The organism is Rothia sp. HSID18069 (assembly GCF_003989155.1).
Lineage (GTDB): Bacteria > Actinomycetota > Actinomycetes > Actinomycetales > Micrococcaceae > Rothia > Rothia aeria.
On the sequence record NZ_RBMG01000001.1, the window covers coordinates 572962 to 597114 of the forward strand.

Below are 24153 nucleotides of genomic sequence, written 5' to 3' on the forward strand. Positions count from 1 at the left end.
CACAGACTATGAACAGCACCGCCCGTTTGCAGGGATCCGGCTTAGTGGTGGGCTACGGCGAGCATAAAGTGCTCGACGGCGTTGATTTCAGTGTGCTTGAGGGGGAACTGACTGTTATCCTCGGCCCAAATGCCTGCGGCAAATCCACCCTGCTCAAAACCCTCTCACGTGTTATCCCGTTTAAAGGTGGGCAGGTGCATCTTGACGGGCAGCCTCTCTCAGGGCTGAAATCACGTGCTATTGCGCGGATCCTCTCAATGCTGCCGCAGACCCCGGAAGCCCCGTCGGGGGTTACCGTGGCGGATGTGGTGGCGCGCGGACGCTACCCGCACCAGTCGCTTTTACGCTCCTGGTCTGCTCAGGATGAGGCAGCCTGTATTGAGGCGATGGAGGCGGCGAATGTGCTGGAGCTGTCTGAACGACCCATCGAAGCCCTCTCGGGTGGGCAGCGGCAGCGCGTGTGGATCGCCATGACGTTGGCGCAGCAGACCCCGCTGATCCTGCTGGATGAGCCGACCACCTACCTTGATATTACCCACCAGATTGAGGTGCTTAACCTCACGAAAAAGCTGCACAGGCAAGGCCGCACAGTGGCGGTGGTGCTTCATGATCTTAACCTTGCCTTCCGTTATGCCACACATGTGGTATTAATGAAGCGTGGGCAAATCATTGCGCAAGGTAATCCTAAGAAAATTGTCACATCTGGGCTGATCCGGGAGGTTTTTGATTTGGAGGCCGTTATCATTGATGACCCTTGCACGGGCACCCCTCTCGTGATCCCCACTGAGCAGCAGAACATCTCGATTGCGGCAGACGCCATTGCCGCCGCCCGCGAAGGTAACTGAGGAGGCTCCCTCATGGGTAACCTAGACAACCCGCCGTGTGACACAGTTCAGACCATGAAACCGTCGATCATGGATCGACCGGTGCCGCCGAAAACTCCGCGCCCCACACCCGCCCCCCGAGTCAGCAGCCCTCTCATCAGCACACTCATTGACCAGGCCATCAACGCGGACGAGCTCAATGCGCGCATCCTGGAGGTCGTTGGGGAAGGAACCCCCCTCATTGAGCAGGTGCATAACCCGGACGGTACCGTGAATGAGGGCGAGCGCATCGTCACGTTCCTGTACCGGCACGCTGAGGCGCAGCAGGTGCTTATTTTCGTGAACCGTCTGACTGATGAGAAAAACCTGCCGCTTTCGCTCATGGAACGTATCGAAGGCACAGATTGGTGGCAGCTGAGCTTTCAGATGGCCACTAACTGGCGCGCCTCATATAGTTTCGTGCCTGCACTACCGGGGGAACGCCCGGTGTGGCTGAGCGAGAGCGACCAGGTCATGCTGCGGGCCGCTCTTGACGCTGGCGAGGGTGACCCGTTCAACCCTAAAACCGTGTGTAACCGCATTGGCCGGTGCATGGGCGTGGTGGAGCTGAAAGACGCCCCGGTACACGAGTTTCTGCTGAGCCAGCAGGAGCTTGATACGCTGCCAGCCCCGCGCTGGCTCAAAACCCCCGACGGGCACATGTATGTGGTGGGTAAAGTCGGCAACCCGGCCCCGGAGGACCCCCTGTTCATCCTGTTCGACGGTGAAGTGTGGTTTAACCACGGTATGGAACACACTCTTAACCGCGCGTACCGTGCCGGTCGTATCCCGTCGTTCCACGTGTTTTTCCTGCATTCCGGCGGCCGTGAGCGCCGCTGGCAGGAGCTAAACGGCGAGCACCCGATCGCCGACTATATTGTGGATGAGGCACTGCCGCACCTGGCCAAATTCCACAATATTCGCACCCCTGCCGAGAACATTATTATTAATGGGCAGTCATTGGGCGGGTTGTCCTCCCTGCTGGCGGTTATTTCCAGGCCGGAGGCGTTCGGGGCGGCAATCGCACAGTCCGCGTCGCTGTGGCAGCCGCAGGTTTTCGACCGGCTAGAGCAGCTGCGTTCAGCAGATGAGCTGCACCGTCTGCGCCATTTGCATCTTGAGGTTGAGGTGGGGGAGCAGGAATGGGTGCTGGTGCCCCCGCATCAGCGGCTGGTGCAGGAGCTAAAAGGTGTGGACATGCACCTGAACTACACGATGTTCAACGGCGGGCATGATTATGCCTGCTGGCGCGGGGCGATTGTGCCCGCTTTGGAGCGTATTTTAACGGCGAAGTAGCCTCGACCAAGGAGAACGTATCACAGATGACCGAGCAGACTCTAGAACGTAGCGATCTGGGGGTAACCCCGCTGATCCCTGAGGAGTTCGCCGCCCGATACCGCCAGGCTGGGTACTGGATTGATCAGACCATCCCCGAGTTTCTGCTGGATGCGTGCCGGGCTAAACCGCATTTCCCGGCCCTGGTGGCGCTTTCTCACGCGCACCTGCAGGACGGTAAACCGCAGCAGGTTCGTTACTCGTATGCTGAGCTGGAGGCTGCTGGCCGCGCCGCTGCGGCCCGTATCGCCGCCGCCGGGGTGCAGCCGGGCGACCGTGTGCTGCTGCAGCTGGGCAATACTGCCGAGTATCTCATCTACCTGATGGGTATTTTCTGGGCTGGGGCGCTGCCGGTATTTTGTTTGCCGCAGCACCGCACCAGTGAGCTGACGCATTTCGCGGCCCGTGTGGATGCGGCCGCGCACGTGTATTCGTCCCGCACCCCGGGCACAGATTTTACTGCGCTGTACCAGGACGTGTCCGAACAGCTGCAGACTAAAGGGCTGAACCCGCCCGTGGGTATTGATGCGGCTGAGCCGTTGGTGCCGCTTAGCGACGAGCAGCTCGCCGAGCCGTTCGTCCCGGCGGTTATCCAAAATACTGATAGTCCGCGTGCAAGCGAGCAGGTGGCGTTTTTACAGCTTTCCGGCGGCACCACCGGGGTGTCGAAGCTGATTCCGCGTACTCACGCCGCCTACCTGTATTCGGTGCGCGGTTCGGCGGATATTTGCAACCTCACCTGCAACACCACCATGCTGGTGGCGCTGCCGGCGGCGCATAACTTCACCATGAGTTCACCCGGTATTCTGGGAGCGATGTGTGTTCAGGCGAAAATGGTGTTTGCCGCGGACCCCAGCCCGCAGACCGCGTTCGCGCTCATTGAGAATGAGGGGGTTACGTTCACCGCTTTGGTGCCTCCGCTCGCGCAGGCGTGGGTGGCATCGGCCGAGAAACGTGGTGTGCAGCTGCCGTCGCTGAGTGTTCTTCAGGTGGGCGGCGCTAAGCTTGCTGCCACGGTAGCGGGCAAGATCGAATCTGTGCTTGGTGTGCAGGTGCAGCAGGTTTTCGGCATGGCTGAGGGGCTGGTGAACTATACCCGTGCCGGGGATAGTCCGCGCATCCGGTTACATACGCAGGGGCGGCCCATTAGCGACGATGACGAAATTCTGATTGTTGATGATAACGACCAGCCCGTGGCACCCGGTGAGGTTGGGCACCTGCTGACCCGCGGGCCGTACACGATCCGCGGCTACTACAAGGAAGAAAACGCCAACACCTACAGTTTTACTGATGAAGGCTACTACCGCACCGGCGACCTGGTGCGCCTGGTAGACGGGAAGTACCTTGAGGTAGTGGGCCGCGCAAAAGACCAGATTAACCGTAACGGCGAAAAAATCGCGGTGGATGAGATTGAGGAGCTCGCCTTAGCCCACCCCGATGTGCTGGACGCCGTGGCTTTAGGGTTACCGGATGAGACGGTGGGGGAGCGTGTCTGCCTGGTGCTTGTACCCCAGGAAGGCGCATCGCTGGGGCAGAACCCACGCCGCACGATGCACGAGTATTTTACGCAGAAGAAGCTGGCCGCCTTTAAAATCCCGGAGCGGGTGGAAGTGCTCAAGGAGCTGCCCACCACGAATGTGGGTAAAATTTCCCGCCGTGAGTTGCGTGCCCGCCTGGTAGACATGCTCACAGAATAGGTGCGTGTCGGTGTTCCCAGACGGGGGCACCGCCGTGAGCACAGGAGCGGCTGCCATAGGGGGCGGGTCATTACGCGCCCTCTGTGCCTCCCCTCCGCCAGGTGGCGGCAGGCTTGTACCCTTGACGCCGCACCTAAAACCGTATAGAAACGCATCAGATAAACACTATTTAAGGAGTTACGCCATGAGCGCTGAAGCAACCCTGCGCCCGCTACTGGCCAAGTACATTCGTGAAGAAGACTCGCTGAACACCGCGTTCGCCGAGCCCACCACCGACCTGTTCTCGCTCGGGTTTGATTCCATGGGGGCCTTCGCCCTGCTCGATGATCTCGCCGCTGAGGGGAGTACCGTGGAATTTACCGAACTGGTGGAAAACCCCACTGTTGAATTCCTTACCAGCTGCATCGCCTAATACACCAAAAGCAATATAAAACCACATGTAGTTCTGCTGCACGAAAGGCCAGCCCGCCATGAGCACCACCGAGCCTGCACCCGCCAGCACCCCGGATACGACGCCCTGGCTACCGTTGAGTGCGAACGCGCGCGGCATCTACCTTGCCGCCGCAATTGACCCTACCAACCCCTGTTATAACACGGCAGAGCTGCTCGAATGCCCCGTCGGCACCAACCTTGACACGCTGCGGCAAGCCCTGCGGCGTCTCTACGAGGAAAACGAGGGGTTCCGGGTACGCACCCGCCTGCACGCGGGCCGCGCCGAACAGCAGATGCTGGGTCTCGACGAATTTCTGGAAAACACTGAGTTTCTGGAAAACATTGAGCTGCTGCCCGTACCCGAGAACCCTCATGAGGAAGAACCAGACAGTGAGCCGGTACCGGCCATGGTGCGCGCCTGGGCGTCATCCCTCATCGCCGAACCCCTCAACCCGGACGCCGGTATTACCGTTCGTTCCCGTGTCGCCTTCTACGCCGACAGGCTATGGGTGTACCACAGCTTCCACCACGTAGTGGCCGACGGGTTCGCGGCATTCAACGGGCTTTCCCGCATCGCCAGTATCTACCGTGCACTCAGCAGCGGGCACCCGGTTCCACCCGTCAGCCGCGCCTCGCTGGCCGAACTTATCGCCGCCGATAATGCCGCTGAACCCGCCCGCGCTAGCGACTACGAGTACTGGACCGCCGGGGAAGGGGCCACCGCGCTCGAACAGCCCGACACCTCCCTAGCCGCGCACACCGCCGCACCCGCCCCCCGCGCGTTACGGGCCTCACTGCCCATCCCGAACACGGTACAGCAGAACATGCTGGCGGCAGCCAAAAAATATGGGGCGTCCTGGCCGGTCGCCGCAACCGCAGCCATCGGCGCGTACCTGGGACGTATTGGCGGGTACGATACGGCCGCGTTCGGCATCCCCCAAATGAACCGCATGTTCGGCCCCACCCTGCCCGAACCAACCCGAGCCCTCGGCAAAACCAGTGCAAACACCGGAACCACCGCCGTGAACGTGCTGCCCGTGCAGGTACCTTCCCTCGGGTCCATCGCGGCGGCCCTGAGCTCCGTCAAAGACCAATTCGCCCGCAACACCCAGCACCCCCTGGCACGTCAAGAAGACTTGGAACGGGCCGCAGCACGCAACGACTCCCGCCTCTTTGGGGCGCAGATTAATATTGTCCCGTTCGATGCGGTGCTCACCCTCGGTGTACCAACACCTGGCACCGACGAACTGCCCGGTGCCCCCGCGCCCGTGGCGCGCATCCACAATGTGAGCGCAGGCCCGGTCGCCGACATGACCGTCACCCTGCGCGGCATGCCAGGGCGCGGAAACCCCATCTACCTGGAGCTAGACGCCAACCCTAACCTGTACACCATGGAACAGGTGCAGGCACACGCACGGCATATGGGTGCCTGGCTGCAGAACTGGGCCACCGCAGCCACCAACGAGCTGCCGCTTGAGGCGATCACCACAGCCCTGCCCGCAGAACTGGAGACCATTAACGTTTTCAACAGCACCGGGCACCACATCGAATATAAAACCCTGCTGCAGCGGTTCACCGACGCTGTAGCCGCACACCCCAACGAACCCGCCCTCATCGCGGCCGCACCGGGGGAACGGTACACCCTCACCCCTGAATCCCCGCACGCACACGAATTCAACCACACCCTCACCTACGCGCAGCTTGATGCCCGCGCCCGCGCGCTCGCTGCCTCCCTCGTGGCCGCCGGGGTACGCCCCGGAACCGCCGTCGGCCTACGATTCAACCGGGGTATCGAGCAGTATATTGCGGTCTACGCGGCGCTCTATGCGGGTGCTATCTACGTGCCGATCCTACCCGAACTGCCCGCAGAACGGGTCGGCCACATGCTCACCGACGCCGGATGCTCCGCCCTGCTCAACGGCCCCGGGCTGGGCCTGCTCGCCCCGGCCGAACTGTCCCCGGAAAACCCAGAACGGTTCACGAACCTGCCGCAGCTGCCCTTCACCGCCCTCACCCCGACCGCGCAGCACCCGCTCCCCGCGGATGCCGCACCAGCATCCGCTATTCTGCCCGGACACGAGACGGAGCTTGACGACACCGCCTATATTCTTTTCACCTCAGGCTCAACGGGCAGGCCCAAAGGCGTGGCCGTCAGCCACCGCGCCATCGACAACCGGCTGCGCTGGCAGCAGTCAAAAATCCCGGTCGCCCCCGGTGACCGGGTACTCCACAAAACCCCCATCTCGTTTGATGTGCACGTGTGGGAACTGTACTGGCCGCTTCAAGAAGGCGCAGCGGTCGTTATCGCCGCCCCCGAAGGGCACCGCGACCCCGAATATTTAGCACGCGTGACCGCCGAGCAGGACATCACGTGCGTGCACTTCGTGCCGACCATGCTCGCCGCGTTTATTACGTCACCGACCGCCCGGCGTGTTCTTAAAAGCGCCGAGTTCGGACCCCAAGAAACCGACCGGCGTTTACGCTACCTCGTCTGCTCCGGTGAGGCCCTGCAGAAAGACCAGGTGCTCGGCGCGCACCGGGTGCTTGGGGCGTACCCGCTGAACCTGTACGGCCCCACCGAAGCCGCGGTTGACGTCACGTTCTGGGATACCGCCGAAGACCCAGAACGGGAAATCATCCCCATCGGGGAGCCCGTGTGGAACACAGGAACGCATATCCTGGATAGGGCGGGGCGGCCCGTACCGCCGGGCATTACCGGCGAACTGTACCTCTCAGGTGTGCAGCTGGCCCAGGGGTATGTGAATAACCCGCAAGCCACCGCCTCCGCATTTGGGCAGGACGCCCCCAGCGGCATGAGGGTGTACCGCACCGGTGACCTTGCCGCCTGGGAGATACTGCCGGGGGCCACAGACGATAAGCCGCCGCGCGGAGTGATCGTGTACCGCGGGCGCTCCGATAACCAGGTGAAACTGCGCGGGCAGCGCCTCGAACTTGGCGATATTGAGACGGTACTCACTTCGCTTCACTCAGTCACCGGCGCGGTGGCGCTGCTGTACACGGGGCTGCGGGAGCCCGCGCTCGCCGCGTTCCTTGAGGTAGGCACCCTCAGCACGGAACAGCGTGAAGAGATTATTGCTGACGCGCGCCGGGCCTGCGAGCGGAACCTGCCCGACTACATGGTTCCTTCCCTCTGGCACACGATGGAGACGCTGCCGGTGAGCGCCTCCGGTAAGGCGGACCGTAAACAGCTGGCTCAGTTCAGGTTCGCTACGGCCGCTGCCGATGCGCGCGGCCCGCACGGGCTGCTGGAGCAGCAACTGTGCACTATTTTCGCGCGTGTGCTGGGGCGGGAACGGTTCGGCACCACCGAAGATTTTTTCGCAGCCGGGGGCCATTCGCTGGCAGCGCTTGAGGTTATTGCCGCTATTGGCGAGCAGCTGGGATTGTCTGTGAGCATCGGTGCCCTGTTTGCGAATCCCACGGTTGAGGGCCTCACCCGGGCATTGGAGCAGGATGCGGGGCTGGAATTTGCCCCTGTGCTGCCGCTGCGTGCCGTCGACACGGAACTGACCCCCGATACCCCCGCGCCGCTGTTTGTGCTGCCCCCGGCGGGCGGGCTGGGCTGGTGCTACGCCGGGTACCTGGCGCATCTGCCCGCGAATCAGCCGGTGTACGCCGTGCAGGCGTCCGCCTTTTCTGACCCGCACGCAGGGTTCCCCAGCACGTTACGTGAGCTTGCTCAGGAGTATTTGGGGCGTATCCGCCAGACCTTGCGGGACGCTAACCTACCCGCGCGTATTGAGCTCATGGGCTGGTCGGTGGGCGGTACGGCCGCTGTAGAGGTTGCCGCATTGGCGGAGGACGCCGGCATCGCCGTGGAACGTACAGTGCTGCTGGATGCGTACCCCGCCGAGCAGTGGCAGGGCGTTCCCGCCCCGGATGAGCAGGAAAGCTTCCGTGCCTTGCTGCGGATGGGTGGCCTGCCGGAGGCTGCCCCCGGTGAGGTACTGGATCTTCCCGGTACTTTGAAGCGGCTGCGGCAGGCCGGTTCGGCGATGGGGCACCTGCCTGAGGATAAGCTGGGCGTGTGCTTGGAGTCGATGCGCGCCTCGGCTGCACTCATGCGCGGGGCACGGCAACTGGACTTTTCGGGTGCGGTGACGATGTTCGCGGTGCCCCATGAGGATCAGCCGTACCTGGATGCTCACGGGTGGGAAAGCCACGCGGGTTCTTTGCGTGTGGTGCGGGTTGACGGCACCCACCCGGATTTGGTGAACCCGGCGTATATCCCGCAGATCGTTGCCGAGGCGTTCGATTCGGGGCCAGCAGAGTAGACTAAGTGGGTGGCGCAGTCATGCCGGTAGATTTCAGGGGCGGTGTTATCACCTACGATAACCCTTTGTGGGCGCTGGAAGACCCGCAAATACCCGCCGAGGAGATGGACCTTGTTGAGGACTTATTGCAGGTTTCGTACGGTGACGGGAAGTACCTGCTGGATGTGGGCTGGTATTCCGCTGGTGCCGGGTAGGGCGGGTTCATGGTGTATGTGATTGGGAACTGTGACTGGCAGTGCCCGCTGCGCTCTTTAGCCGCCAATAGTCTGGGGCAGCTCGTCTCGGCTATTAATGATGCCGCCGCCTTTATCGCTAAATTACCGTGAATAAGGCGCCGACAAATGAAAAATAGTTAATCAGCTATTCTGCAGAATCCCATGCACAATATGGCTCACATCCAGGGTGATGGAGGAGTCAATAGGGTCGGGGAACTGCACCCCAAAAATCCCCAGGTGAAAATCCTCACCGGTGGGGGAGCCAGTGTACACAATATCAACCGGACCGTTGTGCACCCTCGTGTCGGGGAACAGCAGGTGGGCGTGGCACCCCACCCGGTACGCGTATTGCAGAATCCGGTTAAAATCGCGTTCCCGCACGTGCTCAAAGCTGCGCGGTATCGGGTCGTAGTTCGCCTCAAGCACACATACCGGCGCACCGGTGTCGGCGGTGCGTACCACGAACCCGGGGCGGATCTCGGCGGGGCGTTTCAGCACGGCGCTGTTGGTGGCGGGCCTGCGAATGTAGCTGAACTTCGGCAGGGTATTGAGCGTGTACATGCCTGCGGGGAGCGCCTGCAGGAGGGCTTTTTCCAGCATTGTCTCCCACAGAATGGAGGTGTCGTATTTAATGTTGGCGATTACCCCGGCCTCATACGGGTCGGTATCGAACCCGAACCCGAACTGCTGGGCAATAATTGCCCGCGCATACCGGTAGGCGAGCGCCTGTTCATCGGGGATGCGTGCCATGAACGTGGGGGAGAGCCGCTCATTCAGCAGGGTTTGGGCGTTGTGTACGCTCACATCGCGCAGGGTCGCTTCGTAGCCGAGGGCTTGCTGGCGCAGCTGGGCGTCTTTCGCCTGCATCGCTACCCGCTGCAGCCCGGCGCGGATCACCTGCCACAGGTGAATGTCTGTGGTGAGTGAGTCGAATTCGCACACCACCCCGGTGCGGTGGGTGGCTTGCCGGTCGATGAGTTTATCGAGCACCATGCGGCCCCGCACGAACCCCAGTTCGTCGGTTTCTGATTCGAACCGTGGGCGGCGGTGTTCCAGCGCGTTTTTGCATAGGTTCAGGAATTTGCGGTATGTCGGCTCTTGTAGCCAGTCGATGCGCGAGAAAATGCCTAGGCCCTGCGGCGGTACGGTGCGGGAGGTGGCGTCCTCAACCGGTGCCTGGTGGTAGTGTTCGAGGATGCGCCAAAACTGCCGTACGGGGGTGAATTCTTCGTCGCTGCCGGGGCGGATGACCCGTCCGATGGTGAAATCTGCGTCGCGGGTGTGCGGCTCCCACGCGGGGGCGTTCCACAGGTCAACGTAGGGGGTGTCTTCCCGGCGGTTGCTTTCGGCGGGTTCGTTGTCTGAGCCTACGACGGCGCTGAAGGGCTGCTGCCAGTTGGCGGGCAGCTTCAGGATTTCCCGCTCGTACAGGTATACGTGCAGGCAGCCGGTTTCATCGAGCAGGTGCGTGGGGTGCGGCCGGTCGGCGGGCAGCGGCTCAATAATGTTGCGCCGCCCGTTGGGTGACCAGATTTTGGGGAGTACGTGAATGGCGAGGGTGCGCACTGTCTCGGGGGTGCGGATATGTTCGTTATCGCCGAGTGTTACGACGGTTACCCCGGCGCGTTGTCCGGCGACTCCCGCCTGGAAATAGCAGTATTCGCCCACTTATGCGGCCTCGTATAGTCGCGCCATGATCGGGTTCCAGGTGCCGCCAATGTGGGGGCGCCTGCCCAGCCCGTGGCCCACGTATTCCACGTACCGGCCGCACAGGTCGCTTATCCCGGCAAGTTTACGGGGGAAGTCCGGGTTGGTGTGCGGGGTTTCTTTAATGTTGAAGGTCGCGGCGACTTCTGCAAGCTGGGTGAGTAGCGCATCAGCAATTTCTGGTGCGCTGGCTTTGGGCTCAAAGAAGTAGGCGTGGCCTAGCCGGGCGTCGGGCCCCACCTCGTTTTTGAGGGAGGTGTTGAGCCTGTCGTAGGCGTCGACCAGCAGCGATAGCTCGGGGTCTGCCTCAAGGTCCCGGCCTGCGGCGGTGAGGGCTTCTTTCAGATCGTCTTTGCGCATGGGCTCCATCTCGTGCCAGTGGAAGCGGCGCCGCAGCGCTAGGTCGATGGTTCCTACGGACCGGTCGGTGGAGTTCATGGTGCCGAGGATGTGCAGGTTGTCGGGCACTACGAGGCGGCTGTAGCTGCGCCCGCGTGACCAGTCTTGGGTGCCGTCGTCGCGAATGCGCGGCACAAACACGGGGGTTTGCAGGGTTGCGTAGGTTACATGCGGGGGGATGGTGACGGGCTGGGCACTGCTGGAGGAATCTTCCCGGTCGTAGTTTGCCACGAGCGCCCCGTGCATATGGTTTTGCCAGTCGCCGTCGGTGTCGGTGGCGTAGTTGTGGCGTTTGGACTTTTCAAGAACGAGCATGAGGTCGCCGAAGACACGGGAGGTGTTGGCGCGGTTGATCTCGTCGATAAAGAGCAGGTGAGCTGGGGCTTCCCGGTGGGCGGGGTCCTGCCCCAGGGAGGTGTCTGCCCCGGTGCGGGCACGGTGGGCGGCGTAGCTGCGGGCTAGTCGCACCGCCTTGGCGCAGGCTTGCAGGAAGATCCCCTCATGGGAGATGAAGTCCGGGGTCTCGGTGCCGTAAGCGAAGTTGGGCCGTAACCCGCTCACGAACTCTTCGTACGAGGTGGAGGGGTGGAACACCACGGTGGTCACGTTTTCGGGTCCGTAACCGCCGTTGATGGTGGTGTCTTTCAGACTTTCAAGCATGTGGGACTTGCCGCAGCCGGCAACGCCTTCGGCAATGACGTTTGAGTAGTCGTTGAGTTTTTTGATGATTCCCATGTTTTTGTTTTCGAGGGGCGAGCTGAAAAGCCCTATCTTGTATGAGGATGTGGTGTACCAGTCCAGGATTTGCTGGGGAGTGTCCCGGGGGAAATTGAACCCGGGGTGCAGGATGGGGAAGAAGCATATTTGTAAATCGTCCAGCGGGTTAAAGCCGAGGGCGTGCACTATGCTGTCTTGGTATTCGTACAGGAAGTCTAGGATATCCAGCAGCGACCGGTTTTTCGCGTTTTTGGTGTTAATGTTGGGGTACCCGTCCATCTCGCTAATATTCACTTTCGTGTCGATGGAGAGGTACCTGAACACATAGTTAATGTAGTTCGTGACGTATTTTCCCCGGTAGGGTTTGGGGTCGCCGTTGTCTTCGGTGATCGCGAGCAGCCCTTTGGTTTTATCGAGGATGATGCAGTGCATCATAATGCCGTCTTCGAGGGATTTGAGGCTAATATTCTCGGGGTCGCAGTAGGTGGGTACACCGTTCGGGTCGGTGATGTGCAGTTTGTCCCTGAGCTCTCTGAGCGGGGTGAACCTGGGGTGGAAAACTGAGTGTCCTGTGGGCCATTTGCCTTGAAGCTGGGTTTGCAGCTGGTGCACCGCTTTTGACAGGTTGTAGGCGTGAGACATCCCCGCACCGGATGACGGCGCTGTGGTCGCCTGTGAAGTGTAGGTGGTGTCGGACATGGCTCTCCTAGTTATTTTTCTGCCTTTCTTATTATCGCAAATATGCCCACCCATTTTTACCATTTTGTGGGGGTATCACGGGGAACGGCTAACCCTGAGGATGAACCCTATAGGCGGTTTCTTGTGGGTGGTAATGGCGCATAATATGCCGTGCGCGGCCATAGATTCGGGGGCTTCGCGCCCTCACCATGGGTGAGGAAGCGAAGCCCCCGAAACGGTCACCGGGTGGTGCCCATGTGGCGCATTAGACTAGTCGTCGTTGTTTGTGCTCTGAACGGCGTTGACGTTCGTCAGGTCGTACTTTGCGAATGCCTGGGCTGCGGCGTCGGCAGGTACTTCACCGTTCTTGGCGAGCATCTGCAGGGTGCGCACCACCATCGACTGTGCGTCGATGTGGAAGAACCTGCGCGCACCCGGGCGGGTGTCGGCGAAGCCGAAGCCGTCGGCACCGAGGGTTGCAAAGTCGTTCGGCACGAACTGGCGGATCTGATCGGGCACATCCGAGGTGTAGTCGGTCGATGCGATGATCGGGCCGTTCGCACCGGCGAGCTTCTGCGTCACGTAGGGCACGCGAGCGGGCTGGCCGGGGTTCAGCAGGGCTTCTTCTTCGGCAGCCACACCATCGCGGCGCAGCTCGGTCCAGGAGGTTACGGACCAGACGTCGGCGGATACGCCCCAGTCTTCGGCCAGGAGCTTCTGCGCTTCGATAGCCCACGGCACAGCAACACCGGATGCCAGCAGCTGGGCCTTCGGCCCGGATGCCAGCGGGGAGTCCTGCACCTTGTAGATGCCCTTGACGATGCCTTCCACGTCCACATTTTCGGGTTCTGCGGGCTGGTGGATCGGCTCGTTGTACACGGTCAGGTAGTACATGACGTCGTGATCTTCGTCGAGGTTGCCGTACATCTGCTCAATACCGCGCTTCACAATGTGCGCAATCTCGTAGCCGTACGCCGGGTCGTAGATCTTGAACGCAGGGTTGGTGCTTGCCAGGATGGGCGAGTGGCCATCCATATGCTGCAGACCCTCACCGGAGAGCGTGGTACGCCCTGCGGTTGCGCCGATCACGAAGCCGCGTACCATCTGGTCAGCAGCAGCCCAGAAGGCGTCGCCGGTGCGCTGGAACCCGAACATCGAGTAGAAGATGTAGATCGGGATCATGGGCTCACCGTGGGTGTCGAAGGACGAACCAACAGCGGTGAACGCTGCGGTTGCGCCCGCCTCGTTAATACCCACGTGAAGGATCTGACCCTCAGGCGACTCTGTGTAGGAGAGCATGAGCTGGTGATCCACCGGCACATAGTTCTGGCCGTTGGGGTTGTACAGCTTAGCGGAGGGGAAGAACGCGTCCATACCGAAGGTGCGTGCCTCATCCGGGGTGATGGGTACGATGCGGTGGCCGAAGCCTTTCACACGCATCAGGTCCTTCATCAGGCGCACGAACGCCATGGTGGTGGCGGCTTCCTGCTTACCGGAGCCCTTCTTAGCACCGGCGTATGCTTTATCATCCGGCAGGGTGATTTCGGGCTGAGTGTTCGGGCGGTGCGGAATGTACCCGCCCAGCTCCTCACGGCGCTTGTGCATGTACTGCAGGGCCGGGTGGTCTGCTGAAGGCACATAGTACGGCGGGTTGTAGAGGTCCTTCTCCAGCTCCTCATCCGAGATGGGGATGTTCAGGTGGTCACGGAAGCCTTTGAGGGCTTCCATGGTGAACTTCTTAATCTGGTGGGTTGAGTTGCGTGCCTCGAAGAAGGGGCCCAGCTCAGCACCCTTAATGGACTGAGCCAGGATGACGGTGGGGCGGCCCTTGGTTTCCAGTGCCTCCTTGTAGGCGGCGTAGAGCTTCTTGTCGTCGTGCCCGCCAAGTCGCAGGTTGAAGATCTGCTCGTCGCTCAGGTCTGCAACCAGTTCCTTGGTTTCGGGGTACTTGCCGAAGAAGTGCTCGCGAATGTACCCGCCGTCTTCGCCGCGGAAGGTCTGGTAGTCGCCGTCGAGAGTCTCATTCATCAGCTGGATGAGCTTGCCGCTCTTATCCTTCTGAAGCAGGGCATCATAGTCGGAGCCCCACAGCACCTTAATGACGTGCCAGCCTGCACCGCGGAAGAATGCCTCAAGCTCCTGAACAATTTTGCCGTTACCGCGAACGGGGCCGTCGAGGCGCTGCAGGTTGCAGTTCACGACGAAGGTCAGGTTGTCGAGCTTTTCGTTGGCTGCCAGCTGCAGCGCACCACGCGATTCGGGTTCGTCCATTTCGCCGTCGCCAAGGAACGCCCACACGTGCTGCTGGGAGGTGTCCTTAATCTTGTGGTTGTGCAGGTAGCGGTTAAAGGATGCCTGGTGGATGGCATTCAGCGGGCCCAGACCCATCGAAACGGTCGGGAACTGCCAGAAATCAGGCATGCAACGCGGGTGCGGATATGAGGGGATTCCATTCGCGCCTTTTGTTTTTTCCTGACGGAAACCATCCATCTGCTCGGCAGTGAGCTTACCCTCAACAAATGCGCGGGAGTACACGCCGGGGGAGGAGTGGCCCTGGAAGAAGACTTGGTCGCCGCCGCCGGGGTGGTTGCGGCCGCGGAAGAAATGGTTCAGGCCCATCTCGTACAGGTCGGCGATACCCGCGTAGGTGGAGATGTGCCCGCCAACGCCGATGTCTTTCTTCTGTGCACGCTGCACCATAATGGCTGCGTTCCAGCGGATCCAGGCGCGGTATTGACGCTCAAGTTCCTCATCGCCGGGGTAAGCAGGCTGCTGGTCGGCGGGGATAGTGTTAATGTAGTCGGTATTGACAATGGTGGGTACCTCTACACCCTTCTTGCCAGCTTCCTGCAGAAGCGAGCGCAGGATGTATTCGGCACGTTCGGTGCCGTGAGTTTTAATAAGGTCCTCAAGGGACTCGGCCCACTCCTGGGTTTCTTCAGTATCGACGTCTTTCAGTCCGTCGAGAAGAGTGCTCAGGGCGTGTTCGTTCGGTTTTGCGTTACCCAAACTAATCCAACCTCTCTTGTGTTCAGTTGTGAAGGTGTTACGACGGCGATTCTCCGCGGGTGACACCCCTAGCAGGCAAGTGGGCCGAACGTGGTGGTCGGCGCACTTCTTTCTCTACTATTTTAGTCCTTATTTGACCCTGGTTTTGCTGTTGTGAAGGATTTTTTGGGGACTGCTGTCAGCGGGTGGGTTGGGTGCCTGCGGATTTGCAGGAGAAAAGCCAAAGATATTTTTGCCTGTACCGTGCAGATTTTACGCTGCATGGTGGTTCTGTGTTGGGTTTTGCGGTATTACTTTGGGTTTTTGAGGTGAAGGGCGGCGGGCTGTACTGTGCCGTGTAATTTTCTTCACCCGCGCCGCCCCAAAGCACTGAGATGTATAACACCCTCAACGGGTTTGCGCTCCCTGCAAAGACCCCGTATAGTATTACCTTGTTCGCCGGTTTGGTGAGCACAATGGGTCTTTAGCTCAGCTGGTAGAGCGCCACGTTTACACCGTGGATGTCATCGGTTCGATCCCGGTAGGACCCACAATTTATCGATGCGGCCCCGTCTAAGGACGGGGCCTTCTCGTTATTGTCCCTGGGGACATGGGTACATTCGCTGTGGTGGTCTACCGAGATAGCAGCGGGCCGCTCACCCGTGCGCATAATTGGCGATCCGTGCACCGCATCTGTGTATAAATCAGCGTACCCTTATATACATGACTGAAAATATCGAGAGTAAAAAGGCGCAAATTGGTGTAACCGGCCTGGCGGTGATGGGCGCGAACCTGGCCCGTAACTTGGCCCGCAACGGCTACACTGTGGCGCTGCATAACCGTTCCGTCGAGAAAACCGACGCGCTTCTTGCCGAGCACGGGCAAGATGGTGATTTTATTCGTACCGAATCACTACAGCAGCTGGTTGACTCATTGGAGTCGCCGCGGCGTATCTTGGTGATGGTGAAAGCTGGTGCTCCGGTTGATGCCGTGATTGAGCAGCTAACACCCCTGCTGGATGAGGGCGATATTGTTATTGACGGCGGTAACTCGCATTTCCCAGACACGATCCGCCGCGAGCGTGAGCTGGCGCAGAAGGGCCTGCACTTTGTGGGCGTGGGTGTCTCCGGTGGTGAGGAGGGCGCACTGTGGGGTCCCTCTATTATGCCGGGCGGATCTGCCCAGTCGTATCAGCATGTGGGCCCTATGCTGGAGAAGATTTCGGCAAAGGCACCCCAGGACGGTTCACCATGCTGCGCGTGGATTTCCACTGATGGCGCGGGGCACTTCGTGAAAATGGTTCACAACGGTATTGAGTACGCCGATATGCAGGTGATCGGGGAAGCGTACGATATTCTGCGTTCTATTGCCGGGCTGGAACCAGCGGAGCAGGCACAGATTTTTAAGACGTGGAACAAAACCGAACTCAATTCGTACCTGATTGAGATTACCTCTGAGGTGCTGGCCCAGGTGGATGCTAAAACCGGTAAGCCTCTGGTGGACGTGATCCTGGATCAGGCTGGTCAGAAAGGAACCGGCCGCTGGACGGTGCAGGCTGGCCTTGATTTGGGAGCCCCGGTCTCTGCCATTGCAGAGTCGGTGTTTGCCCGCGCGCTTTCATCATCTGATCCGGTTGCCCGTGAGCAGGCTCAGCAGCAGCTTCCTGCGGGCCTGATCGCGACCACCGGTGTCGGTGCTGGGGATCCTGAATTTGTTGAGGATGTGCGCCGTGCCCTGTTGGCCTCGAAACTGGTTGCTTACGCGCAGGGCATGGATATGATTGCCCGCGCGGGGGACGAGTACGGTTGGGATTTGAAGCTTGATGTGATTGCTTCGCTGTGGCGTGCCGGGTGCATCATCCGCGCCGAGCTGCTGGGCGATATTATGGCTGCCTACTCCGGTGAGCGTCCGGCAAATATGCTTTTGGCACCCCAGTTCAAGTCTTTGATGGATGAGCTGGTTCCGTCGTGGCGCCGGGTGGTGGGTAAAGCCACCGCTCTTGGGGTTCCGGTACCGGTGTTCTCTTCGGCCCTGTCGTATTATGACGGCCTGCGCCGTGACCGCCTGCCTGCGGCCGTAATTCAGGGGCAGCGTGATTTCTTTGGTGCGCACACTTACGGGCGTGTGGACGAAGAAGGGGCCTTCCACACTATGTGGAGTGGAGACCGTTCTGAGGTGAACGCCGCCGACATTCACGTGCACTAATACTGCACCCGGGGCTGCCCTGGTTGTATAACTATGCGGTGCGGGCGTCTTCGTGTATCTGGTTTTAGGCCAGACGGTGAAGATACCCGCACCGCATCAGTGTGTGCAGAAGGTGCGCCCTGAGGCTGAGGGCACGTTGTATTTAGTGCCCGCCGGTACCTCCGCCGGATACATAAGGCGTTACAGCCCAGCGTCCGTTAACGTATTCGGTGGTAACGTACCCGGTCAGCCGCGTCCACTGGTATTTTTCGGGGAGATCGTCGTGGTACTCACCCCGAATAATTGCTTTGGTGCCGTTAAGGAAAGTCTCGGTGCACCGCCACGTAATCTTAGAGGAGGATACGATGGGGTCGGCAAGAATGTCCATCTCAAACTTGCGATCAAAGAACCACGTTTTTGATGATTCCATATTCTGGTAGAAAGTCTCAAAGCTCTGCATGTATTCAATATCAGGCTTGGCGGCTTCCATCTCTTTAAGTGGTTCAAGGTCACCTGTTTTAGTGATGTAATCAAAAACCGATGCCTGATATCGGAGCGTTGCGTACGCTCCTTCAAGCGAGTCCTCATTCATATTCTCAGGTTTGAGAGGCTTAGGCGCGTTCCGGGGCGGATGCTCTTCATTACCTGGCTCGTAGGTTTTATTCTCATAATGGTCAACTAGAGGAACTACCCCTTTGTAGTTTTTGGAACCCGCATCGTATTTCTGCCCGGTGGCTTCTGTCGATGCATTAGTGGAAGCTGGACTGGTTTGCGAGGATGATGTCTCTGAAGCTGATGATGAGCTGCCGGATGTGGACGTACTGCTCTGGCTGCAGGCTGCCAGTAGGGATGCGGAGCCTAAGCCCAGGAGGGCAACCGCGCCTCTGCGGGTTACGGATAAAGGCATGTTTCTACCTTTCTGCTAGTCTTTGGTAGTTTATTCTGATATTACAGGTAAGTTCATAGTTCGCTCTTAAAAACTACTAACTGTAGTGTCTTAATGCTAAAAAGCATATTTATGTGCTCAAAGGTGTTCCCGGAAGAATATAGTACATAAGTCTATAGTAACCTTATTCAGGGTTATTTTGATTATTCGACGTACATTTTGATGTTTTAATATTGCGAAAGGCCCTTCTGTAAGCATCAGAAACTGTGCAGGGTGAACCTGCGGGTTACTGAGAGCACACAAGGCCCCGGTATCATCTAAAGATACCGGGGCCTGTAGCGTGAGTGTTTGTGTGTCGGCTGCTGCGTTAATTATTGCTTGGGCACGTAGCTGTAAGGGATGTGACACGAAACCGTGGAGTAGGTACCGCTGGCTTGGTTCTCTGAGACGGTTTCCCCGTTAACAGTGATTTTGCAGCTAACCTTAGTGGCCCCACCGTCACCGTACGAGCCGGAAGCATTAAGGGTATAACTGTCCTTGAGAGTAGTCTCGATGCCTTCCTTACGCCAGTCGCTCGAAATGTTCTCGGTACTGGTGGAACTGTACGGGCCGTAAGAGACGCGGGCTTTACCGTTAGCCTTGACCTCAACATCAACCTTCACCTTTGTTGTAGCCCGGTCAATAGAAGGCGTAGCAGAAGCAGAGCGTGATGCGGATGGGGTGGAGGTGTAGGAATGCGGTGAAGACGATGACGTTGACGGCGAGGGGGAACTCGAAGAAGAAGACGCTGAAGACGACGACGGCGAGGCGGAGGAAGAAGTCGCTCCACCAGCAATATTATTCGGTTCATTATTACGTGTTGTGATAGTCACTACGAGTACCACTACGAGGGCGATTACGCCAGCACCGCACAAGAACCCCACCATCCACGGCCACACGGGACGGGGGCGATCTTCCTCCTCATAGAGGTCACCGTAATTCCTGCCGTATGGGCCGCCAGGTACAGCACCGTTATAGGGCGGAATAGGGCCGCTTGGGTACCCCTGTTGATAGGGGCCTTGGCCGTAGCCAAGATTCCCAGTGTTATACCCTTGACCGTTCAGATTCCCGGTGTTGTATCCGTAGCCGCCAAGGTTCCCAGTGTTATACCCTTGGCCATTCAAATTGCCGGTGTTGTATCCCTGCCCGTTCAGGTTCCCGGAGTTGTAGCCGTTATACTGGGCTGCCTGCCGCACGGCTGAAGGATCCATAGGGAGCGTTTCGTCCCCATACTGTTGGTTACCATCCGGTCCGTTCAGGGGAGCCGATTGGGGCCCGTGATTGGTAGCCCCTGACGTATCCGGGTACCCCTGTGTTCCGGCCTGATCTGCGCCACTATTATTGTTCGCTCCATCAGGGCCTTCTGTAGGTGGGAACTGAGACATTGATTCTCCTCATAGGATGGTGGTTCACGCGAGGAACACTGACCTTCCCATGCTACCGCGAATCTTTGAACAAATGCTGTATGCGGTGCCCCAGGCTCTCCGGAATTATGGATCTTCTACGTTTAGCTCCGGCTGGTAGATGGTGGTGAACAGGCAAAGGTCAGTGCGCCTAGGAATTACTGCCGCCTGGTTTTAAAACGAGGCGGCAGTATTTTCAATGCGCCGTGTGGCTGGTGAAGGAAACAGATACTGCTAGATCCACATGGCCGGGTCTATATACTCCACAGCATCCACCAGCGGTTTCTTCTTCTCTGGGGTGCGCGGGCGCGATTTTGCCGGGATACCTGTAATAATCGAATCGTGCGGGTGATCGTTTACCACCACCGCATTCGCGCCAATAGCGCTGTCAGCACCGATCTGTACCGGACCGAGTACTTTAGCGCCCGCCCCAATCGTCACGCGGTCACCGATCGTAGGGTGGCGTTTCACTTTCTCTAAGGAGCGGCCGCCTAAAGTCACCCCGTGATAGAGCATCACGTCGTCACCTATTTCGGTGGTTTCACCAATCACAATGCCCATGCCATGGTCAATAAAAAACCGGCGCCCGATTGTAGCTCCGGGGTGAATTTCAACGCCCGTCAGAAAACGAGTGAACTGTGATATTGAACGCGCCAGGGCCTTCGTTGTATCCCGCTGCCACAGTCTGTGGCTCAGCCGGTGCGACCAGATGGCGTGCATCCCCGAATAGTTGAGTATAATTTCGACCGTGCCGCGCGCGGCCGGGTCGTGTTGGCGAACGTTTGCAATGTCTTCACGCAAACGGGCGATGAATCCCATGGTCATCCTTCTTTTACTGTGCGTTCATCCAAAGGTACCAACATCAGGGACTGTTTTCACGCTAGGGAAACCTGAGCGGGAGAGAACAGCAAACACTTATGCGGGAACCACAGTGATAAAACATCGTGAGCTGCCCGGAAATTCCCGTGCACCTTAAACACGCAAGAACGCCCCACCGCACCCCGCGCACCGGGGTAGTGGGGCGTTTGCAGCGGACGTTTAGCCGCGAATATCCTCGTACAGGACGGTGGAAATGTAACGCTCACCGAAATCGGGGACAACAGCGACAATCAGCTTGTCTTTATTCTCAGACTTCTTGGCTTCCTCAACAGCCGCATACACCGCTGCACCCGAGGAGATACCGCCCAGGATACCTTCTTCGGTAGCCAATGCGCGAGAGGTGCGGATGGCTTCTTCGCCGCTAACAGCGATAACTGCATCATAAATATCACGGTTGAGAGTATCAGGCACGAAATTCGCCCCCAGCCCCTGAATCTTGTGCGGGCCAACGCGACCCTCGGAAAGCAGCGGAGAATCCTGAGGCTCAACGGCCACGATCTTCAGGTTCGGGTTTTTCTCCTTCAGATACTTACCTGCACCGGAGATGGTGCCGCCGGTACCAATACCAGAGACAAAAATATCAATCTTGCCGTCGGTAGCGTCCCAAATTTCGGGGCCGGTGGTCTTGTAATGGATTGCGGGGTTAGCCTCGTTTGAGAACTGGGACGCGAGAACCGCGTTATCGGTGCCCTCAACAATCTCTTTAGCCTTCTCCACGGCACCCTTCATACCATCGGTGCCGGGGGTGAGCACAATTTTCGCACCGTACGCACGCAGCAGGACACGACGTTCGGCTGACATGGTCTCGGGCATGGTCAGAATAACGTTGTAGCCGCGTGCTGCCCCCACCATCGCTAGGGCAATACCAGTGTTACCGGAGGTGCCCTCAACAATGGTGCCGCCGGGCTTCAGTGCACCAGCTTCCTCAGCAGCGTCAATAATGGCGCGACCGATGCGATCCTTCACAGAACCAGCGGGGTTATAGAATTCAAGTTTGACCGCAATATTGCCGGGCAGACCCTCAGAGAGTCGGTTCAAACGGACAAGCGGAGTCTGGCCGATAGCATCAACAATGCTGTTAACGATTTGCGCCATGAATCTAATTCCTTTGTTTGATTTTATTTCTTCGTCAGTAACTCTACCCCCATAAGGTGCCGGTGTAATGCTGGCTGTCACAGTTCGTAACAGAGGCACAGGGGTACAGATATAGTGGGTCTTCAGATACGCAGATTAGAAAGAAGCTGTTTTCCCGGGAGACCAGCTGGATGGCAGGAAGCGCCTGTCAAGTATCCACCACTCGCCGTAGGAGTATTCGAAATACCCTTTATATTCTGTGCCGATACCTTCGAGACTGTTAAGGTTTACGGATTGGTGGCTTGTTTTGTCGTACAGGCGGGCGGCAGAGTCCGCTTCAAGCTTTATAGTCCACACATAGGTATTGTCTTTGGGGCCTTCAAACGGCATGTCGTCCATGATGGATATCGTCAGCGGAGCGTAAGTGTCGCTAATGAGCCACCTATCACTAGTATCACGATACGTACTGTACCTGAGGAAGGAGGAGGAATCCGTAAACCCGCGCTCAATCCAAGGAGACGTAAAGCCTTTAAACAAGAGGTAGTTATAGTAGGCTCCGCGATGGCCGATAAATTTGTACAACCCTTCGGCTGTACGTTCGTCAGTCCCGCCGGGATACACCGGCTCCGGAATATTAGCGGGAGGATCCTGCTCTGTACCGGGTTTGTACAGGGCGGCGGTTATGCCCTTGTAGGAGTTAAAGTTAATTTTCCCTTTATAGGAGCTTCGAGCGGAACACGCGCTCAGTAAACTAATGCCAGCTATACCAAATACACCGAAGGCAGTGCGACGAGTCACGGAAGAAGGCATGAGGGAACCTCTCTACTTACGACGCTGATGATATAACTATATACCCCGCAGCTTCTTGCGCAAACGTGCGACACATACTGAAAATACGTTAATTACACACCCGAAGATGCGTTGGTGTTGGCGGTAAACTCCGAAAAATCAATCACCCATTTATGATCCTCATACCGTGCCTTTAATGGGCCTGACCTGGTAACACTATTAGTAGCGCTGGCTGGGGTCTCGCGTACTTTCCCGGAGATAACCTCAAAATCACCGAATTTAATGAAATACTCCATTGGCCACTCATACACATCCTCTTCCTTCTTTTGGGGGTGCGGGGTGTGTATGGTGCAGTGGTACCGAACCTTTGAAAACCAGCTATTGCCGCTGCCGATCATCCGATCCAGTTCCTCTTGGGTAAGACCCTGGTACCGTTCCATATAGGGTTGCGCTTCGCCTGTGTTTCTGCTTTCAATAATGTACTCTGTGAAAGCAAAAATATAGCCAATAGTGCTGTACAGCCCAGCCACTGAGCGCTCATCCGCATGGGCAGGAAGCACCGGAACCGGCACGTTCTGGGCGGGTTCAGAGCGAGTCGCTTCCCGGTAGTCACCATTCTGACGGTAGCTGTCGAACTTCAGTTCTCCGCTGTAATCATATTGCCGATCAAGCCACATATTGCTGGTGCTGCACCCTGCAAGGAGCAGAGCGCCGCCGCAACCGGCTAGGGCAAACAAAGACCGTCGATTCATGGAAGTAGGCACGGTGATCAGGGATCCTTTGAACACACGAAGTTGAGATACCTCAAACATTATAAGAGGCCGCCCCAAAACCCCAAAAGACGGGGGCTAGGCCCCAATAACCAACCCTGCAGCACCGTAGACCTTAGATAGTTTTTGACCCGCCCGAAGACCTGCTGTTTGTATCGTCGCTGAGTAACTCCTCGAGCTTGAGACGCCACACGCCATCACTGTACCTCGCTTTTATAGTGCCTTCGTATTTTTGTTCCCGCTTTTCAGCTGGGATCTCCCGTGCACGCCCGGCAGATACCAGGAAACTCCCCAGTTTCGCCGTCATTATGGCTGGCCACGAGTACGTATCGCCCTCACGTGTTGGCATAGGATCTTTCAATGTAAACCTAACATCGGGAGCCTCAAACCATATCTTGTAATCACTAGAAGGCTGTGAGTCAGTATCAAGGCGTTTATAGTACTCGCCATCAAGCAGATTCCGGCCCGTATCACCGGTTTGGTAGGCATATGTAACACTCGCAGCTATAAAACCAATGGTGGAATATAGGCCCGCCACTGTGTGCTCATTAACGTTGTGTGGAAGCGTTGGTACGGGAGCATTCTTACCGGGCTCAGTGCGGGTAGGTGCCGTATATTCACCTTCGCGGCGGAAACTGCCGAACGTTACCTCACCACTGTAATCTGTGCGCTCTGCGGCCACCACAGACGCCCCGGAGCTGCAAGCGCTTAAAAACAGGATGGAGGCACCCCCAGCTGCGCCAGTAAATAAAAAACGACGAGACACGGAAGCAGCCATCGGGACGCCTTTCAGTTGAAGTAGC

Annotated in this window: 18 protein-coding genes and 1 tRNA gene; 9 read left to right on the forward strand and 10 right to left on the reverse strand. The window is 58.4% G+C overall.

All coding sequences use genetic code 11. From position 1 onward, the window contains the following. The first annotated feature begins 8 nt into the window (after nucleotides 1-8). The 7 genes from D8M41_RS02620 (at nucleotide 9) to D8M41_RS12055 (ending at nucleotide 8948) form a co-directional block, all read left to right on the forward strand. Nucleotides 9-845: an ABC transporter ATP-binding protein gene (locus D8M41_RS02620; protein ID WP_037235336.1), complete on the forward strand. Its 837-nt coding sequence runs from the start codon at nucleotides 9-11 to the stop codon at nucleotides 843-845. A 12-nt stretch (nucleotides 846-857) separates the two neighbouring features. Next, nucleotides 858-2159, forward strand: a complete 1302-nt coding sequence (locus D8M41_RS02625) for an enterochelin esterase domain-containing protein (protein WP_006888700.1) — start codon at nucleotides 858-860, stop codon at nucleotides 2157-2159. Between the two features lie 26 nt (nucleotides 2160-2185). Next, nucleotides 2186-3895 (forward strand): (2,3-dihydroxybenzoyl)adenylate synthase, encoded by a 1710-nt coding sequence (locus tag D8M41_RS02630; protein ID WP_006888699.1) that lies wholly within the window; start codon nucleotides 2186-2188, stop codon nucleotides 3893-3895. 184 nt (nucleotides 3896-4079) lie between these two features. After that, entirely contained in the window at nucleotides 4080-4307 is a 228-nt protein-coding gene (locus tag D8M41_RS02635) for a phosphopantetheine-binding protein (RefSeq protein ID WP_006888695.1), read from the forward strand. Between the two features lie 58 nt (nucleotides 4308-4365). Beyond that, a complete protein-coding gene (locus tag D8M41_RS02640; RefSeq protein ID WP_126926343.1) occupies nucleotides 4366-8622 on the forward strand; it encodes a non-ribosomal peptide synthetase in 4257 nt (1418 codons plus the stop codon). A gap of 5 nt (nucleotides 8623-8627) precedes the next feature. Beyond that, nucleotides 8628-8816, forward strand: coding sequence for a hypothetical protein (locus D8M41_RS02645; protein ID WP_126926344.1), 189 nt, complete (start codon nucleotides 8628-8630; stop codon nucleotides 8814-8816). A 9-nt stretch (nucleotides 8817-8825) separates the two neighbouring features. Then, a complete protein-coding gene (locus tag D8M41_RS12055) occupies nucleotides 8826-8948 on the forward strand; it encodes a hypothetical protein (protein ID WP_255406307.1) in 123 nt (40 codons plus the stop codon). A 30-nt stretch (nucleotides 8949-8978) separates the two neighbouring features. On the opposite strand, the gene D8M41_RS02650 is transcribed toward D8M41_RS12055, so the two are convergent. From D8M41_RS02650 to aceE, 3 genes are all read right to left on the reverse strand, one after another. After that, nucleotides 8979-10505 carry a 5-methylcytosine restriction system specificity protein McrC gene (locus D8M41_RS02650; RefSeq protein WP_126926345.1) on the reverse strand — a complete coding sequence of 509 codons (1527 nt, stop codon included), beginning with the start codon at nucleotides 10503-10505 and terminating at the stop codon, nucleotides 8979-8981. Then, the gene (locus tag D8M41_RS02655) at nucleotides 10506-12359 is read right to left on the reverse strand and encodes an AAA family ATPase (protein WP_161970766.1); all 1854 of its coding nucleotides are present in this window, start codon (nucleotides 12357-12359) and stop codon (nucleotides 10506-10508) included. A 249-nt stretch (nucleotides 12360-12608) separates the two neighbouring features. Next, nucleotides 12609-15347: a pyruvate dehydrogenase (acetyl-transferring), homodimeric type gene (gene aceE, locus D8M41_RS02660; RefSeq protein ID WP_126926347.1), complete on the reverse strand. Its 2739-nt coding sequence runs from the start codon at nucleotides 15345-15347 to the stop codon at nucleotides 12609-12611. Between the two features lie 457 nt (nucleotides 15348-15804). Between aceE and D8M41_RS02665 the strand changes: the two genes are divergently transcribed. Continuing rightward, nucleotides 15805-15877: transfer RNA gene (locus D8M41_RS02665), tRNA-Val, on the forward strand. 172 nt (nucleotides 15878-16049) lie between these two features. Continuing rightward, nucleotides 16050-17531 carry an NADP-dependent phosphogluconate dehydrogenase gene (gene gndA, locus D8M41_RS02670; protein WP_006887805.1) on the forward strand — a complete coding sequence of 494 codons (1482 nt, stop codon included), beginning with the start codon at nucleotides 16050-16052 and terminating at the stop codon, nucleotides 17529-17531. 142 nt (nucleotides 17532-17673) lie between these two features. On the opposite strand, the gene D8M41_RS02675 is transcribed toward gndA, so the two are convergent. From D8M41_RS02675 to D8M41_RS02705, 7 genes are all read right to left on the reverse strand, one after another. Beyond that, nucleotides 17674-18417 carry a DUF6318 family protein gene (locus D8M41_RS02675; RefSeq protein ID WP_006887819.1) on the reverse strand — a complete coding sequence of 248 codons (744 nt, stop codon included), beginning with the start codon at nucleotides 18415-18417 and terminating at the stop codon, nucleotides 17674-17676. 350 nt (nucleotides 18418-18767) lie between these two features. Then, the gene (locus D8M41_RS02680) at nucleotides 18768-19820 is read right to left on the reverse strand and encodes a hypothetical protein (RefSeq protein ID WP_051122015.1); all 1053 of its coding nucleotides are present in this window, start codon (nucleotides 19818-19820) and stop codon (nucleotides 18768-18770) included. 252 nt (nucleotides 19821-20072) lie between these two features. After that, nucleotides 20073-20657, reverse strand: coding sequence for a serine O-acetyltransferase EpsC (epsC, locus tag D8M41_RS02685; RefSeq protein ID WP_006887821.1), 585 nt, complete (start codon nucleotides 20655-20657; stop codon nucleotides 20073-20075). Nucleotides 20658-20876: 219 nt separating this feature from the next. Beyond that, a complete protein-coding gene (gene cysK / locus D8M41_RS02690) occupies nucleotides 20877-21812 on the reverse strand; it encodes a cysteine synthase A (protein WP_006887822.1) in 936 nt (311 codons plus the stop codon). 135 nt (nucleotides 21813-21947) lie between these two features. Next, on the reverse strand, nucleotides 21948-22601 hold the full coding sequence (locus D8M41_RS02695) for a DUF6318 family protein (RefSeq protein WP_023132877.1): 654 nt from the start codon (nucleotides 22599-22601) through the stop codon (nucleotides 21948-21950). Nucleotides 22602-22693: 92 nt separating this feature from the next. Then, nucleotides 22694-23344 carry a DUF6318 family protein gene (locus tag D8M41_RS02700; protein WP_126926348.1) on the reverse strand — a complete coding sequence of 217 codons (651 nt, stop codon included), beginning with the start codon at nucleotides 23342-23344 and terminating at the stop codon, nucleotides 22694-22696. A gap of 121 nt (nucleotides 23345-23465) precedes the next feature. Next, nucleotides 23466-24128, reverse strand: a complete 663-nt coding sequence (locus tag D8M41_RS02705) for a DUF6318 family protein (RefSeq protein WP_023132875.1) — start codon at nucleotides 24126-24128, stop codon at nucleotides 23466-23468. Nucleotides 24129-24153 lie beyond the last annotated feature (25 nt).